At 72.2% G+C, this 14328-nt stretch carries 18 protein-coding genes and 2 pseudogenes; 6 read left to right on the top strand and 14 right to left on the bottom strand.

The window, feature by feature from the left end:
* The 10 genes and pseudogenes from DKL51_RS22450 to DKL51_RS22405 form a co-directional block, all read right to left on the bottom strand.
* Positions 1 to 339 (bottom strand): annotated as a pseudogene (locus tag DKL51_RS22450) (SIS domain-containing protein); the annotation flags it as partial.
* The gene (locus tag DKL51_RS22445; protein WP_109944831.1) at positions 336 to 548 is read right to left on the bottom strand and encodes a Trm112 family protein; all 213 of its coding nucleotides are present in this window, start codon (positions 546 to 548) and stop codon (positions 336 to 338) included. The pseudogene DKL51_RS22450 and the gene DKL51_RS22445, both read right to left, overlap by 4 nt.
* A 183-nt stretch (positions 549 to 731) precedes the next feature.
* Positions 732 to 1736, bottom strand: a complete 1005-nt coding sequence (locus DKL51_RS22440; RefSeq protein ID WP_109944830.1) for a hypothetical protein — start codon at positions 1734 to 1736, stop codon at positions 732 to 734.
* A gap of 331 nt (positions 1737 to 2067) precedes the next feature.
* Complete coding sequence (gene nfi, locus DKL51_RS22435; RefSeq protein ID WP_109944841.1) at positions 2068 to 2757, bottom strand: deoxyribonuclease V; 690 nt, start codon at positions 2755 to 2757, stop codon at positions 2068 to 2070.
* A 29-nt stretch (positions 2758 to 2786) separates the two neighbouring features.
* A complete protein-coding gene (locus DKL51_RS22430) occupies positions 2787 to 3434 on the bottom strand; it encodes a tetratricopeptide repeat protein (RefSeq protein ID WP_109944829.1) in 648 nt (215 codons plus the stop codon).
* Complete coding sequence (locus DKL51_RS22425) at positions 3431 to 4021, bottom strand: DinB family protein (RefSeq protein WP_207783849.1); 591 nt, start codon at positions 4019 to 4021, stop codon at positions 3431 to 3433. The genes DKL51_RS22430 and DKL51_RS22425 overlap by 4 nt, the downstream gene beginning before the upstream one ends.
* Positions 4022 to 4067: 46 nt before the next feature.
* Positions 4068 to 4349 carry a hypothetical protein gene (locus tag DKL51_RS22420; protein WP_243420605.1) on the bottom strand — a complete coding sequence of 94 codons (282 nt, stop codon included), beginning with the start codon at positions 4347 to 4349 and terminating at the stop codon, positions 4068 to 4070.
* On the bottom strand, positions 4264 to 4452 hold the full coding sequence (locus DKL51_RS36555) for a helix-turn-helix domain-containing protein (RefSeq protein WP_243420604.1): 189 nt from the start codon (positions 4450 to 4452) through the stop codon (positions 4264 to 4266). Before DKL51_RS36555 ends, DKL51_RS22420 begins: the two co-directional genes overlap by 86 nt.
* Positions 4453 to 4456: 4 nt before the next feature.
* Positions 4457 to 5034 (bottom strand): annotated as a pseudogene (locus DKL51_RS22410) (IS607 family transposase).
* A gap of 76 nt (positions 5035 to 5110) precedes the next feature.
* The gene (locus DKL51_RS22405; RefSeq protein ID WP_109944827.1) at positions 5111 to 5524 is read right to left on the bottom strand and encodes a YbaB/EbfC family nucleoid-associated protein; all 414 of its coding nucleotides are present in this window, start codon (positions 5522 to 5524) and stop codon (positions 5111 to 5113) included.
* Between the two features lie 83 nt (positions 5525 to 5607).
* Between DKL51_RS22405 and DKL51_RS22400 the strand changes: the two genes are divergently transcribed.
* Positions 5608 to 5994: an SUKH-4 family immunity protein gene (locus tag DKL51_RS22400; RefSeq protein WP_243420603.1), complete on the top strand. Its 387-nt coding sequence runs from the start codon at positions 5608 to 5610 to the stop codon at positions 5992 to 5994.
* 40 nt (positions 5995 to 6034) lie between these two features.
* On the opposite strand, the gene DKL51_RS22395 is transcribed toward DKL51_RS22400, so the two are convergent.
* Entirely contained in the window at positions 6035 to 6727 is a 693-nt protein-coding gene (locus DKL51_RS22395) for an MOSC domain-containing protein (protein ID WP_109944840.1), read from the bottom strand.
* 50 nt (positions 6728 to 6777) lie between these two features.
* Positions 6778 to 8217 (bottom strand): aldehyde dehydrogenase family protein, encoded by a 1440-nt coding sequence (locus DKL51_RS22390; protein ID WP_109944839.1) that lies wholly within the window; start codon positions 8215 to 8217, stop codon positions 6778 to 6780.
* Between the two features lie 142 nt (positions 8218 to 8359).
* On the opposite strand from DKL51_RS22390, the gene DKL51_RS22385 reads away from it, so the two are divergent.
* Both DKL51_RS22385 and gabT read left to right on the top strand, forming a co-directional pair.
* A complete protein-coding gene (locus DKL51_RS22385; RefSeq protein WP_109944826.1) occupies positions 8360 to 9796 on the top strand; it encodes a gamma-aminobutyraldehyde dehydrogenase in 1437 nt (478 codons plus the stop codon).
* 5 nt (positions 9797 to 9801) lie between these two features.
* On the top strand, positions 9802 to 11073 hold the full coding sequence (gene gabT, locus DKL51_RS22380) for a 4-aminobutyrate--2-oxoglutarate transaminase (protein WP_109944825.1): 1272 nt from the start codon (positions 9802 to 9804) through the stop codon (positions 11071 to 11073).
* Between the two features lie 149 nt (positions 11074 to 11222).
* On the opposite strand, the gene DKL51_RS22375 is transcribed toward gabT, so the two are convergent.
* Positions 11223 to 11528, bottom strand: coding sequence for a hypothetical protein (locus DKL51_RS22375; protein WP_109944805.1), 306 nt, complete (start codon positions 11526 to 11528; stop codon positions 11223 to 11225).
* Positions 11529 to 11587: 59 nt separating this feature from the next.
* On the opposite strand from DKL51_RS22375, the gene DKL51_RS22370 reads away from it, so the two are divergent.
* The 3 genes from DKL51_RS22370 to DKL51_RS22360 are packed head-to-tail and all read left to right on the top strand — an operon-like array spanning position 11588 to position 13893.
* The gene (locus DKL51_RS22370; RefSeq protein WP_109944804.1) at positions 11588 to 12004 is read left to right on the top strand and encodes a GntR family transcriptional regulator; all 417 of its coding nucleotides are present in this window, start codon (positions 11588 to 11590) and stop codon (positions 12002 to 12004) included.
* Between the two features lie 12 nt (positions 12005 to 12016).
* A complete protein-coding gene (locus DKL51_RS22365) occupies positions 12017 to 12907 on the top strand; it encodes an ABC transporter ATP-binding protein (protein ID WP_109944803.1) in 891 nt (296 codons plus the stop codon).
* Positions 12904 to 13893: an ABC-2 membrane transporter-related protein gene (locus tag DKL51_RS22360; RefSeq protein ID WP_109944802.1), complete on the top strand. Its 990-nt coding sequence runs from the start codon at positions 12904 to 12906 to the stop codon at positions 13891 to 13893. Before DKL51_RS22365 ends, DKL51_RS22360 begins: the two co-directional genes overlap by 4 nt.
* Positions 13894 to 13974: 81 nt before the next feature.
* Here DKL51_RS22360 and DKL51_RS22355 read toward each other — a convergent pair.
* On the bottom strand, positions 13975 to 14328 hold a 354-nt coding region (locus DKL51_RS22355), incomplete at its 5' end, for an RlpA-like double-psi beta-barrel domain-containing protein (RefSeq protein ID WP_221623224.1).

The following is a 14328-nucleotide window of genomic DNA, read 5'->3' as shown; positions in this document are numbered from 1 at the left end:
CACCACGTCCGCCGCGCCGACCCAGCCGGGCACGCCGGCGCTGCGGTGCGGGATGACCGGCACCGGGCAGCGCGGCCCGGCGACCGTGGCCAGCACGTCCCCGGTACGCCCAGCGGTGCCGATGCCGGCGATGACGACCGCCCGGGGGCGGCCCTCGTCGGCGAGCAGGCTCAGGTTCGCCTCCGCGGCCAGTGCCGCGGACTCGCGCACCTGGGCACCCGCCGAGGCGGTGAACCGCAGCATGCCGCCCGGGTCCTGCTCAGCGAGGGCGCCCGGGTTGTCCAGCAGCGACTCGTCGGCGCGCCGGTGTCCGCTGACCCCGGCCGTACCCTCCATCACCGCTGCGACGCGGAGCCGCCGCGCGCGTCGTCCGCCGCGGGGCCTCCCCGCGCCTCGTCCAGCAGGAGCACCGGAACGTCGTCCCGGACCTCGAAGATCCGACCGCACTCGGTGCAGGTCAGCGTCTGCGCCTGCGCGTCGTAGTCCAGCGGGGCGTGGTGCGTGTCCGGGCAGGCGAGGATCTCGAGCAACTGCGGGTCCAGGGCCACGGCGCGGCTCCTTCCACGTATGCGGTCTCACCGGTCGGCGGTGCCGACCGGCGCACGCGATCTTATCCGCGAACCGGGTCGGGCACCTCGCCACGGAACGAGATCATCCGCCGCCCGTTTCGCACCTCCACCACACCTCGTCACCGCCCCTGAGCGTAACGGAGTGAGGTGCTCGACTCCGGCTCAGCCGGGCAGGCGGGGCATCACCGTGGTGGCGTCGCCACCGGCCGGCGCGGGCGGCTCGCCGCCGCCCTGCCCGGAGGCGGGGCCACCGTAGACGTTCCCGGCCGGGCGGGGCGCCGGGGTGCCCCCGTAGAGGCCGGGGGTGGACGGCTGCTGGCCGTACAGCTGGCTGGTCGGCGCGCCCGAGCGGTACGTGGTGCCGCCGGCCGGCCGGGACAGCGGCACCTGCGGGTGACCGAGGTTGTCATCGGCCTTCTCCGCCCGGTTGCGGCGGACCAGCAGCACGATCAGGGCGATGCCGACGAGCACCAGCGCGATGCCGAAGAACATGATCGGGGAACCTCCGGAGGATTCGTCGGCGGCGGCGCTCTGCCCGGCGACCGGGTCGAGCGCGGCGCCCACGGCGGACGCGGTGTCGGCGGCGTTCAGCGGCTCCGTCGCCGCGGCGCTCGGGGTGGGGGTCGGGGACGGCTTCTTCGAGGGCTTCGGCGAGGGCTTCGCCGTCGGTGCCGCGCCCACCACCCGGGACGAGACGGCACCGCTGCCGAGCAGCCGGCCGAACGCGGTGACCGCCTCACCGACGACCGTCAGCCGGCCGCCGGGCGCCCCGGACAGGAAGGCGACCCGGTACCGCACGGTGATGCTCTTGCCCTTGCACAGGGTGGGGTTCGCCGGCGACGTACGTGCGGTGCTCACCGTGCCGCCACCGCCGGAGGCGCCCACCGGCCACCACTGGCCCCCGGCGTTGACCTGCACCCGCACCTGGTTCGGCTCGAGGCCGCCGAGCCGCAGGCCGAGCCCGGTCCGCAGCAGCACACACCCGTCGGTGCGCTTACGCACCTCGATCGCCACCGTGCCGGGCGAGCCGCCGGCGGTGAAGCTGCTCGCCGAACGCACCTCCACCCGGTCACCCTCGGCCAGCGCCGGCGATGCGCCGACGGCCATCAGGCCGCCCAGCACCGCCCCGACCGTGGCCAGCCGCACCGCGTGCCGCCGAACCGACATGTCCACCTCACCGTTTCCACCCCGACGGGGTCCGCGGGTCAGGTTACTACCGGGTCCTGGGGGCCCCCGCTCATTGAGCGCTCCGCATGTGTGCGGCGACACCCTCGCGGGTCCAAGCTCGACCCCCCGGGGGTCGTGGACCCACTATGTCGCGGATATGGCGGTGTCCCGAGGACGTCGACCCGGCCATGTCACCGACGCGGCGGTGCCCCGAGCGCCTGACCCGGTCATGTCACCGACGCGGCGGTGCCCCGAGGGCCTGGACCCCGGTCATGTCGCCGATGTGGCGGGGCCGGACTGCCGGCGCGCGTCCGGCGTCTGCGCCTCCCGGTCAGGCAGGGGTGGCGGCCAGGGCGGCCCGGCAGAGCTGGTCGGCGGTCCGGGTCGTCTCCGGCAGCCGGTAGCGCGGCGTCAACGCCAGCACCCGGTCGACGGCGTTGTCGAGGCTTATCCGGTGGCCGACGCTGACGAAGACCGGCTTCACCCCGTCCCGGGTACGCACCACCCGGCCCACCTCCGCACCGCCGTCGCGCAGCGGCGTCCACGCGCCCCGCCGCAGTCCGGGCTCCTCCCATTCGCCGACCAGCGGCGTCTTGCCCACCCCGATGGCGGGCAGGCCGGTGACCACGCCGAGGTGACAGGCCAACCCGAACCGGCGCGGGTGGGCCAGCCCGTGCCCGTCGCAGACCAGCAGGTCGGGCCGGACGGTCAGCCGGTCCAGGGCGTCCCGCAGCGCCGGCAGCTCACGGAACGCGAAGAGCCCCGGCACGTACGGGAAGGCGGGTCGGCCGACGCTGACGGCTTCGTCCACCACGGCGAGAGTCGCCGCGTCCAGCACCGTGACGGCCGCCGCGAGCCGGTCTCCGCTCTCCGCGTACGCGACGTCGAGGCCGGCCACCGTCGCGGGCGCGGTCGGCCCCGGCCCGACCAGGTCGACCAGCGACCGCAGCTCGTCCTGTACGGCCACCGCCTCGGCCACCGTGCGGGGCGCTCGCCCGCTCCACGCGTCGGACCCGGTCATCCGGTGATGGTATTCGTCCACCGGCACCGTCAGAGGCCGGCGCGGACCTCCTCGGCCCAGCCGAGGACGCCGTGAGCGCCGCTGCTCTCGGCGATCGCGGTCGCCTCATCGAGCAGCATCCGCGCCTGGTCGCGGCGGCCCTCACCAGAGGCGAAGACCGCCAGCGCCACGAGGTTCGCCGCGACGCCGGGCAGGAATTCCAGATCCCGGCGGAGCCGGGTGGACTCCTCCATCAGCTCCCGGGCCGCGTCCATCCGGCCGGCGGCCTGTTCGGCGAAGGCCAGATGCCGCAGCACGTACGACAGGGTTAGCCCGTCTTCGACCCTGACCGCCAGCTCCCGGGCCCGGTCGAAGGCCGGTGCCGCGGCGGCGTTGTCCTGCCGGATGACCTGGTGCACGGCGCCCACCCAGAAGAGTGATTCCGCCTCACCCCGCACATCGCCCAACTGCCGGTAGACCTCTGCGGCCCGCTCGAAGAGCGGCAACTCCCGGGGGTCCTCGGTGCGCTCGGCCAGGAACCGCGCGTGCAGGATCCGACCGCGGGCGAGCGCGAGATCGGCCTCGACCCCGTCGAGATCCCGCTCGGCGGTTACCAGCAGGCCGGAGTTGCCCGCGAACACCGCACGCTCGTAGAGCTCCCGGGCCCACTCGATCCGGTCGTCCCTACTCTCCGTCATTGGCCGACCCGGCCGTCGATGCGTTCGCGTAGGAGGTCGGCGTGGCCGCAGTGCCGGGCGTACTCCTCGACCATGTGCAGCAGCACCTCACGCAGCGAGATCGTCCCGCCGTCACGCATACGCCCCCGGGCCGCAAGGTCGGACGAGTCGGCCACGAACTGCTCCGCGAACCTCACCTCGGACCGCCAGGTGTGCCACGCCTCGGCGACCGCCTTGGGATCGGCCACCGCACCGTTGAAGTCCCCGTCCGGGTCCTCCTTCGAGGAGTAGATCCTCGGCACGTCCTGCCCGGCCATCACCCGGCGGAACCAGTTCTGCTCCACGTCGGCCATGTGGCACACCAACCCGAGCAGCGACATCGTAGACGGCGGCACCGAGCGGCGGGCCAGCTCCTCGGGCCCCAGCCCCGAGCACTTCATTTCCAGCGTCAGGCGATAGTCGCGGAGGTAGCCGATCAGCATGCTGCGTTCGTCGTCGAAGCCGCCGTTCGAGCGCGGGTCCTCGTCTGGAGAGACGAACATGTCGGACGAGCCGAATCGGCGGGCGGGCTGGTCGTCGGTGTCTGTGGTCGTACGCGAGTCAGCCATGCCCGGACCCTCGCCCGGCCGCCCGCCACTCGCAAGGCATTTACCGTCAGGCCGGGCCGGTGGCGATGGTGGGGTCGGCGCTGGCGACGGAGTGGACCACGTCGCCGCCTAGTCCCTCCAGCGATCGACCGAGCAGCTCCCACGCGCGCAGCAGCGTCTCCTCGTAGCCGCGGTACTGCTTCTCGAACGCGGCGCCGACGTCGTCTCTGCCCCACGGCCGTTGCGCGCTCGCGGCGGCGATCTCACGCCCACCTGCCGCCAGCCCGCGCTGACCGCCTCGCCCGCAAGGGCGAGGTCCACTCCCCCACGCCGGGCCCGGGCCAGGCAAGCGCCCAGTTGTACGCCACCCGAGCAGCGCCCGCGTGCGCCAGCACCGCCCGTTCCTGACCCGGCGTCAGATCCAGTGCGAACCGGTACGCCTGCACCACCATCACATCAACCACCATCGCCCGTCACCGCCGCGACGGCCCGCCGAACCCGGTCCGCGGCGCCCCGACGCCGTACAGACGGGCACACAGACCGGTCAGGACCTCGGTGACATCCCCCACCAGGTCGTCGTCCACCCCCGCCGGATCCACCACGAGCAGCCGACGACCCGCAGCGGCCAAGGCCGCCTCGACATACTCGCCGCCGAAACGGGCAAACCTGTCCCGGCGCTCCACCACGATGGTCGTCACCGTCGGGTCGCGCAGCAGGGCGAAGAACTTGCTGCGATGCCCGTTCACCGCGGACCCGACCTCGGTCACCACCCGGGACACCACCAGCCGCTGTCCGGTCGCCCACACAGTCACCCGCGCCACCTGCCGGTCCAGGTCAGGCCGCCGGTCAGCCGACGAGACCCGGGCGTACACCACCGTCTGCCCACCACCGGATGCCGCCGCGGCGAGAGGCTCGCCCACCATGATCAGCCGGCCCAGCCGGTACGTAGGAACAGGCAACGTCCCAGCCGCGTACTGCCGCCGCGCCGTCACGTACGCGACGCCCTGCGACGCCGCCCACTCCTTCAGATTCACCCCGCTCACCTAGCAGCCTCAAGATCGCAAGAGTCTACTGTGGCGCGATCTGTTGTCTGCCCCTCGGTCACGCCGGTCACTGTCCGGGCTGGAGGACCGTGTCGGCGCGGCTCAGTAGGGCGCCGAAGTCGTTGGTCCGCAGGAACTCCACCGACGGCGAGCCGGCGGGGAGGTAGCTCGCCACCAGGTCCCGCGTAGCGGACACGGCCGACGCGGTGGCCCGGTGCACCGTCGTGGTGATGCTCCGGCTCAGGGCGCGGGCGTCCCGGTCGTGGAAGACGGCAGGCTCCAGTTCGACGCTGATCAGCTCGCCTCGGGCTCCGACGATGGCGGTCACCTGCCCGTCGTCGGAGCGTTCGGTCACCCGCAGCTCGGCGAGCTTGACCTGGAGTTCGTCCAATCCGGACCGCAGTCGCTGGTACTGGCCGTACACCTCGTCGAATCGCGCCCGCAGCGCGCGATTGGCGTCCCGATCCACGCTCTCGGCCAAGGCTGCCGCCCCTTTCCGTCACCGTAAGTAGGGCTGACCATACCGGGCGCCACGGAGTCCGTGGGGTCCGGTAGTTTCACTCCGTGATCGAGCGACAGCAGGCTGAGCAACTCGCCGCCGTCTGGCAGGACGGGACTCCGAACGCCTCGGATTCCCGTGCACCTCCCGTGGTCGAGGAGTTCGACCCGGGCTACCTCATCACGACACAGGCCGCCCCCGAGGCGCGCGCGCTTCCCGGCGACCTGCCGACGACCGTCATCGACAAGCAGACCGGGGAGCTCTCCACCTGGCCGCGCCTGCCGTTTCCGGCGGTCGAGCAGATGTACCGGCAACGACGGCCGGCCGAACCGCCGGCTCCCCGGGCGGTCGACCCCGCGGCTCAGCTGCTCCGCGAGCTGAGCCGGGAGGGATTGATTGACGGCCGCCAGGGCAAGGGCGTGTACGTGACGGACGCGTTGCCTCAGTCGTAGAGTCGTAGCCATCCCGCCACCCCCACCGGGTCCGCGTGGGTCAGCTCGGCAGGACGACGGCATCCTGCAGCTCGATACGACCGGGCCGTTCGACTGTTGCCCAAACGCCGAACGTCATGTCGTGGTGCTCGGCAACAGTCCGCAGGAGGTGTCCATGCTCCGGGGCGTCCTCCTGCGCGAGGTCGATCATGACGCATCGGGTAAGCCGGCGGCGTGGGCGCAGCACCACCTCGGGACCGATACGGACGGCTCGCCCGAGCCAGCGATCCTCCGGGAAGTCGCTGCCCGGCACGTCGACGAGCAGATTTGCCCGGAACCGCAGCGGGTCGACCGGCTCCCCCACCAGGTCGTGGAGTCGCCGTAGCGCGGCGGTGCTGATCAGGCTTACCGGTCCCTCGTCATGGTGCATGACCTCCGCTTCGCGCTCAATCGTCACGCGACGGGCCAGCACCTCGCTGACCGCCTCGTGCCCCGCGGGCTCGTCCGCAGCGAAGCGACGTCCGTCGGGCAGCTCCACGACCGGGGCCGGATCACCGGAATGCCCGCGCAGCATGAACAGGCCGGGCATCCGCCGGAAGCGACGAGTGTTCTTCCCGCTGCCCAGCTTCCCGTCGCCGTCGCGCACCGCCCACAAGCGGTCACCAACCAGCCCGCGCTGGTCGACCTCGGCTGCTGCGAGCTGCTCACCGAGCAGAGACTTGATCGGATACCGGCGGATCTCGACCAGCTTCATCGACGCCACTGTAGATCGCCGAGCCGCGAAAGAGCGTCTTGCTGGAGTGGCTACAGCGCCACCCCGGTCAGCACCATGACGCGCGGGTCGGTGTAGTCCTCCATCGCGCTGCGCAGCCCCTCGCGCCCGACGCCGCTCCCCTTCACCCCGCCGTACGGCATCTGGTCCGCCCGGTACGACGGCACGTCCCCGACGATCACCCCGCCGACCTCCAGCGTCCGCGAGGCGGCGAACGCGACGTCCAACCGGTGCGTGAACACCCCCGCCTGCAACCCGTACGCCGAGTCGTTGACGGCGGCGAACGCGGCCTGGTTGTTCTCGATCCGGTCGACCACCAGTACCGGCCCGAACACCTCCTCGGTGCAGACCTTCGCGTCCTTCGGCACCCCGGACAGCACGGTCGGTGGATAGGTGGCGCCCTCCCGCCGCCCGCCCACCTCGATGCTGGCGCCGGCGACGACGGCCTCGTCGACCCACGCCTCGACGCGCTCCGCCGCCTCGACCGACACCAGCGGCCCGACGTCGGTCAGCGGATCGGACGGGTCGCCGGTGCGCAGCGCCTCGACCGAGGCGACCAGCCGGGGCAGGAAGCCGTCGTAGAGCCACTCGTGCACGTACACCCGCTGCACCGCGATGCAGCTCTGCCCGGCCTGGTAGTTGGAGAACGTCGCGATCCGGTGCGCGGCGAAGGTCAGGTCCTCGTCAGAGTCCCAGTCCTCGCAGATCACCGCCGCCGCGTTGCCACCCAGCTCCAGGGTCACGTGCTTCTCCGGCACGGACCGGCGGATGGCCGCGCCGACCGGGCCGGAGCCGGTGAACGACACCACCGGCAGCCGCGGGTCGGCGACCAGCTCGGCTGCGCGCTCGTTGGGCAGCGGCAGCACCGAGAACATCCCCTCGGGCAGCTCGGTCTCGGCGAGGATCTCGCCGAGCAGCAGCGCCGACAGCGGGGTCGCCGGGGCGGGCTTGACGATGATCGGCGCGCCGACCGCGATGGCCGGGGCGACCTTGTGCGCGACCAGGTTCAGCGGGAAGTTGAACGGCGCGATGCCGAGCACCGGTCCCTTCGGCACCCGTCGCACCAGGGCGATCCGTCCGGTCGCCGTCGGATCGGTGTCCAGGCGCTGCAGCTCGCCGGAAAACCGCCGCGCCTCCTCGGCCGCCCAGCGGAACGTGGACACCGCCCGCCCCACCTCGGCCCGCGCCCACTTCAGCGGCTTGCCGTTCTCGGCGGTGATCAGCGCCGCGACCTCCTCGGCCCGCTCGGCGAGCCGCCGGGACACGTGGTCCAGGGCCACCGCCCGCTCGTGCGCGGGCAGGGCCGCGGCCTTCGCGGCCACCGCGGCCGCTGCCGCGACGGCCGCTTCGACCTGGTCGGCGGTGGCGAGCGTGGTACGCCCCACCGTCCGGCCGTCGTACGGGTGCGTGACGGTCAGCTCGCCCTCGCCGTGGGCGGGGCGGCCGGCGACGAAGAATGCGGTCGGCTCCACGTTCGGCAGCGTAGACGACGCGAGGCTCACACGGAAACAGTTGCTCAGGGCCTTGTCTGCCGCGAATTCAGTAGCGAAGATGGCAGTCACATTGCGATTACCTCCGCTGACCTCACCCTCGGCCATCCCTCGGAGACTTCTGATGAGCGACCAGCAGCAGCTGCGCAACTTCGTCAACGGCGAGTACGTCGACCCGGTGGACGGCGGCTACTCCGACCTGATCGACCCCTGCACCGGCGAGGTCTTCGCCCAGGCTCCGGTCTCCGGCGCCGAGGACGTGGACGCGGCGATGAAGGCCGCCGCCACCGCCTTCGAGACCTGGCGGGAAACCACCCCCGGCGAGCGGCAGAAGGCCATGCTCAAGCTCGCCGACGCGGTCGAGGCCCGGGCCGCGGAGTTGGTCGACGCCGAGGTCCGCAACACCGGCAAGCCCCGTCAGCTCACCGCCGACGAGGAACTGCCGCCGTCGGTGGACCAGTTCCGCTTCTTCGCCGGCGCCGCCCGTCTGCTGGAGGGCCGCTCGGCCGGCGAGTACATGGCCGGCCACACCTCGTACGTGCGGCGCGAGCCGATCGGCGTCTGCGCCCAGGTCACCCCCTGGAACTACCCGCTGATGATGGCGGTCTGGAAGATCGCCCCGGCCCTGGCGGCCGGCAACACGGTGGTGCTCAAGCCGTCCGACACCACGCCGGTGTCGACGCTGCTGCTGGCCGAGATCGCGTCCGAGTTCTTCCCGCCGGGCGTCTTCAACGTGGTCTGCGGTGACCGGGACACCGGTCGTACCCTCGTCTCGCACCCGACCCCGCAGCTGGTGTCGATCACCGGCTCGACCCGCGCGGGCATGGAGGTGGCCTCCGCCGCCGCGCCGGACCTCAAGCGGACCCACCTGGAGCTGGGCGGCAAGGCCCCGGTGGTGATCTTCGACGACGCCGACATCGCGGCGGCGGCCGAGGCGATCGCGGTCGGCGGCTACTTCAACGCCGGCCAGGACTGCACCGCCGCGACCCGGGTGCTCGCCGGTCCCGGCATCTACGACGACTTCGTGGCCGCCCTCGCCGAGCAGGCCCGCAACACCAAGACCGGCGCGCCGGACGACGAGGACGTGCTCTACGGCCCGCTGAACAACGCCAACCAGCTCACCCGGGTCACCGGGTTCGTCGACCGCCTCCCCGACCACGCGTCGGTGGAGGCGGGCGGCTCGCGGCTCGGCGAGCGCGGCTACTTCTACTCCCCGACCGTGGTCTCCGGGGTGCGGCAGGCCGACGAGATCATCCAGCAGGAGGTGTTCGGGCCGGTCATCACCGTGCAGCGCTTCTCCGACGAGGACGAGGCGGTGCGCTGGGCCAACGGCGTCGACTACGGCCTGTCGGCGTCGGTCTGGACGAAGGACCACGGCCGGGCGATGCGGATGACCCGCCGGCTCGACTTCGGCTGCGTCTGGGTGAACACCCACATCCCGTTCGTTTCCGAGATGCCGCACGGCGGCTTCAAGCACTCCGGGCACGGCAAGGACCTCTCGGTCTACAGCCTGGAGGACTACACCCGGATCAAGCACGTCATGCACAACATCGAGGGCTGATACCCGTGACATCGTCTGAGGAACTGCACAAGCGCCGGGGGACCGCGGTCGCCCGCGGCGTCGGCAGCACCATCTCGTCCTACGTGCACCATGCGGGCGGTGGCACGATCACCGACGTCGAGGGGCGGGAGTGGATCGACTTCGCCGCCGGCATCGCGGTGGTCAACGTCGGCAACTCCGCGCCGCGGGTGGTCGAGGCGGTGAAGGCGCAGGTCGAGCGCTTCACCCACACCTGCTTCATGGTCGCGCCGTACGAGTCGTACGTGGCGGTCTGCGAGCAGCTCAACGCGCTGACGCCGGGTGACTTCGACAAGCGCTCGGCGCTGTTCAACTCCGGCGCCGAGGCGGTGGAGAACGCCGTCAAGATCGCCCGGCACGCGACCGGGCGGCCGGCGGTGGTGGTCTTCGACCACGCGTACCACGGCCGGACCAACCTGACCATGGCGCTGACCGCGAAGAACATGCCGTACAAGCACCGGTTCGGGCCGTTCGCCGGGGAGATCTACCGGGTGCCGATGTCGTACCCGCTGCGCGACGGCGGGCTCGACGGCGCCACGGCGGCGGCGCGGGCCATCGAGATGGTGGAGAAGCAGGTCGGCGCGGAAAACGTCGCCGCGCTGCTGATCGAGCCGATCCAGGGCGAGGGTGGTTTCGTCGTACCGGCCGAGGGCTTCCTGCCGGCGCTGCGCGAGTGGGCGACGGCGGCCGGGGTGGTCTTCATCGCCGACGAGATCCAGACCGGCTTCTGCCGGACCGGGAACTGGTTCGCCTGCGAGCACGAGGGCGTCGAACCCGACCTGATCACGCTGGCCAAGGGCATCGCCGGCGGGCTCCCCCTCGCCGCGGTGACCGGGCGGGCGGAGCTGATGGACGCGGTGCACGTCGGCGGCCTCGGCGGCACGTACGGCGGCAACCCGATCGCCTGCGCCGCCGCGCTGGCCGCGATCGAGACCATGCACGAGCTGGACCTCTCCGCGGCGGCTCGCCGGATCGGATCGGTGATGGGCGACCGGCTGCGCGCCATCGCCGCGCGCGACCCGCGCGTCGCTGAGGTACGCGGCCGGGGCGCGATGCTGGCCGTGGAGCTGGTGCAGCCCGGCACCCTGGTTCCCGACCCGGCCGCCGCGGCGGCGGTGTCCGCGGCCTGCCACGCCGCCGGTCTGCTCACCCTGACCTGCGGCACGTACGGCAACGTGCTGCGTTTCCTGCCCCCGCTCGTCATCTCCGACGACGAGCTGGCCCGCGGTCTGGACATCCTGGACGCGGCCTTCGGCTGACCCGGCCGGTCAGCCCCGATTCGTGGAACACCATGGGTGTCGATCCCCCCAGGAGCTTGCCCATGGTGTTCCACCCCACGCCGTAGTCACGGCGTCGGGCGGGCGGGTGGGTGTGGCGCCGGCACCGCGCGACACCCACCCGCCCCCAGTCAGAGGCACAACCAGCAGTACGCGTCGACGCCGTCCGCGACCGCCCGACGCGCCACCCGCCGCAGCTCCCCGATGAGCTGGGCGATGAATTCCAGCTCCGGCTCGCCCATCCACTCCTCGGCCGTGGCCCAGCCCGCGGCGACCGCGGCGACGCGGTCGTCGGGCAGCGCCACCAACTCGGCGACGAACTCCGGGTTGAGCCGGAACAGGTACGGCCCCTCGTCGTCGTTGCCGTCGACGCGTTCCCCGCCGGGTCGCCACGCTATGCCACGACTCCGACACTTCCCATCCTCGACAGGGGACACATCCGTCGTAGTCCTGTTCTATAGTCCTACTGTCGTAGGACAATAGAAGGGTTGCCCGGGTGATCGAGTTCGTGCTGGACGGCCGGTCCAAGGTGAACACCTACGTGCAGCTCATCCAGCAGGTCAAACAGGCCCTGCGGGTGGGGCTGCTGACCCCCGGCGACCAGTTGCCGAAGGTCCGCGACGTCGCGCAGTCGCTGGCGATCAACCCGAACACGGTGCTGAAGGCGTACCGCGAGCTGGAAATCGAGGGCCTGGTCGAGGGGCGCCCCGGCGTGGGCACCTTCGTCCGGCGCACCCTCGCCGGGTCGGCACTGGCCAATCAGGCCGAGCTGCGCGAAGAACTGGTGGCCTGGCTGCGCCGGGCACGGGCCGCCGGACTGACACCGGAAGACGTCACCGCCCTGGTCGAGACCACCATGCGGGCCGCGCTCGCCGCCGAGACACCGCGCACCGAGCCCGCCTCAGCAGGATGAGAGGGACATCGAATGGAGATCGCGCTGGAGGCCGAGCAGCTCGGCAAACGGTACGGGAGAACCTGGGCGCTGCGGGACTGCTCGCTGCGCCTCCCCACCGGACGCATCGCCGCCCTGGTCGGGCCCAACGGTGCCGGGAAGAGCACCTTGCTGCATCTCGCCGTCGGCCTGCTGCGGCCCGACGCCGGCGCGGTCCGGGTCTTCGGTGAATCGCCGTACGGCAACCCGGCGGTCCTGCCGGAGATCGGGTTCGTCGCCCAGGACACCCCGCTCTACCGGGACTTCACGGCCGCCGAGCTGGTGCATCTGGGCGGCCGAATGAACAAGCGCTGGGACGCCGCACTGGCCCGCAACCGACTGGCCCAGCTCGGCATCCCGCCGAACCTGCCGGTCGGCAAGCTCTCCGGCGGTCAACGGGCCCAGGTGGCGCTGGCCCTCGCCCTGGCGAAACGACCCCGGCTGCTGCTGCTCGACGAACCGGTCGCCAGCCTCGATCCGCTGGCCCGCCGCGAGTTCCTGCAGTCGCTGATGGGCAGCGTCGCCGAGTCCGAGACCACGGTGCTGCTCTCCTCGCACCTGCTGGCCGACCTGGAGCGGATCTGCGACTACCTGATCGTGCTGCACGCCGCCCGGGTGCAGCTCGCCGGACCGGTCGACGACCTGGTTGAGGCCCACCGGCAGCTGATCGGGCCCCGGCACGGCGACGGCCCGATCTCCGGAGTGGCGGGGGTGGTCCGGGCCAGCCACACCGCACGCCAGTCGACGCTGCTGGTCCGCACCGACGGCCAGGCCGTCGATCCGGAGTGGGCGGTGCACGACGTGACCCTGGAAGACCTCATCCTGGCCTATCTCGCCGACGGCGAGACGACGGTCAGTCACACGGCCTGGGAGGTGCCGGCATGATCTGGCTGGCCTGGCGGCAGCACCGTAAGCAGCTTCTCTTCACCCTCATCGGGTTCGCGGCCCTGGCCGCCCTGATGATCCCGATCGGCCTGTCGATGCGGCACACGTTCACCGACCTCGGGCTGCCGGACTGTGTTCGTGAGGTGGCGCGTGCCGACGTGGCCCCGGCGACCGCCGAGAGCTGCGAGGCAGCGTTCCACCGGTTCACGAACCGGTACGGCAGCCTGAATCTGGTGGCCGTCCTGCTTCTCGTTCTGCCGATGCTCGTCGGCCTGTTCTGGGGCGCCCCGTTGGTCGCCCGCGAGGTGGAGCACGGCACGCACCGGTTCGCGTGGACTCAGGGCGTCGGCCGGACACACTGGGCACTGGTGAAGTTCGGGCTGGTGGTCGCGGTGACGGTGGCCGCCGCGGTCTGCTACGGACTGGGCATGTCCTGGTGGGTCAGCCCGCTGACCCAGGCCGCACGCGAGGGCCGGCTCGGCTTCATCGTCTTCGACCTGCAGGGCATCGCCCCGATCGGCTACACGCTCTTCGCCGTGGCGCTCGGCATCTTCGCCGGTACCGTCTGGCGGCGGATGCTGCCCGCCATGACCGTCACCCTCGTCGGGTTCATCGGCGTACGCGCGGCGGTGGCGATCCTGGCCAGGCCGCACTACCAGCCCGCTCGTACCCTCACCTTCCCCATCGAGGGGACCGGGCCGATGAGGGAGAGCCATGGCGACTGGGTCCTCGCGAGCGGGGTCCGCAACGCCGACGGCAAGATGGTGGCGGCCGACACCCAGATCATGTGTCGGCCGGGCGGCCGGGGGCCGGGCGGCGGCGCCTGCGGCGCGGAACTGGGTGCGGGACCGGGCGCCTACAACTGGCAGCTCTACCAGCCGGCCGGCCGGTTCTGGCTGTTCCAGGGCATCGAGACGGGAATCTTCGTCGCCCTCGCCGCGCTCCTGCTCTACCTCGCCGTCCGGCGCATCCGCCGCATCGCCTGACGGCCTCGGGTGGAACACCATGGATGTCACCGCGTCCACGAGACATCCATGGTGTTCCACTCACCGGAGCCGTGAGCCGGTTCAGCCCAGGACTTCCACCACGTTGCGGCGGATGACGTTCTTGCCCGGCTCGCGGACCAGGTCCATCGCCGCGGCGTTGAGCAGCACGCAACTGCCCGACGGCCCGGTCACCGTCACGGTCACCGCCTTGTTGTTGTCCAGGTTCGTCACCCGCAACCGGGTGCCCGCCGGGAACTGTCCGCTGGTCGCGGCGGGCGAGCCGCCCTCGGCCGAGAACGTGATCGCCCCGCTGCACGCGCTGGGCGCGGCCTCACCACCGGCCGGCTGCGCGTCGCCCGGCCGGGTCTGGCCGCCGGGCTGGGCACCACCGCCGGGCCGGACGGCTCCCCCGGGCTGCACCGCGCCGTCCAGCCG

This window comes from Micromonospora globispora (genome assembly GCF_003857015.1).
GTDB classification, from domain to species: domain Bacteria; phylum Actinomycetota; class Actinomycetes; order Mycobacteriales; family Micromonosporaceae; genus Micromonospora; species Micromonospora globispora.
The sequence above is the reverse complement of the archived record's forward strand: the minus strand, read 5'-3'. Positions and strand labels throughout refer to the sequence as shown.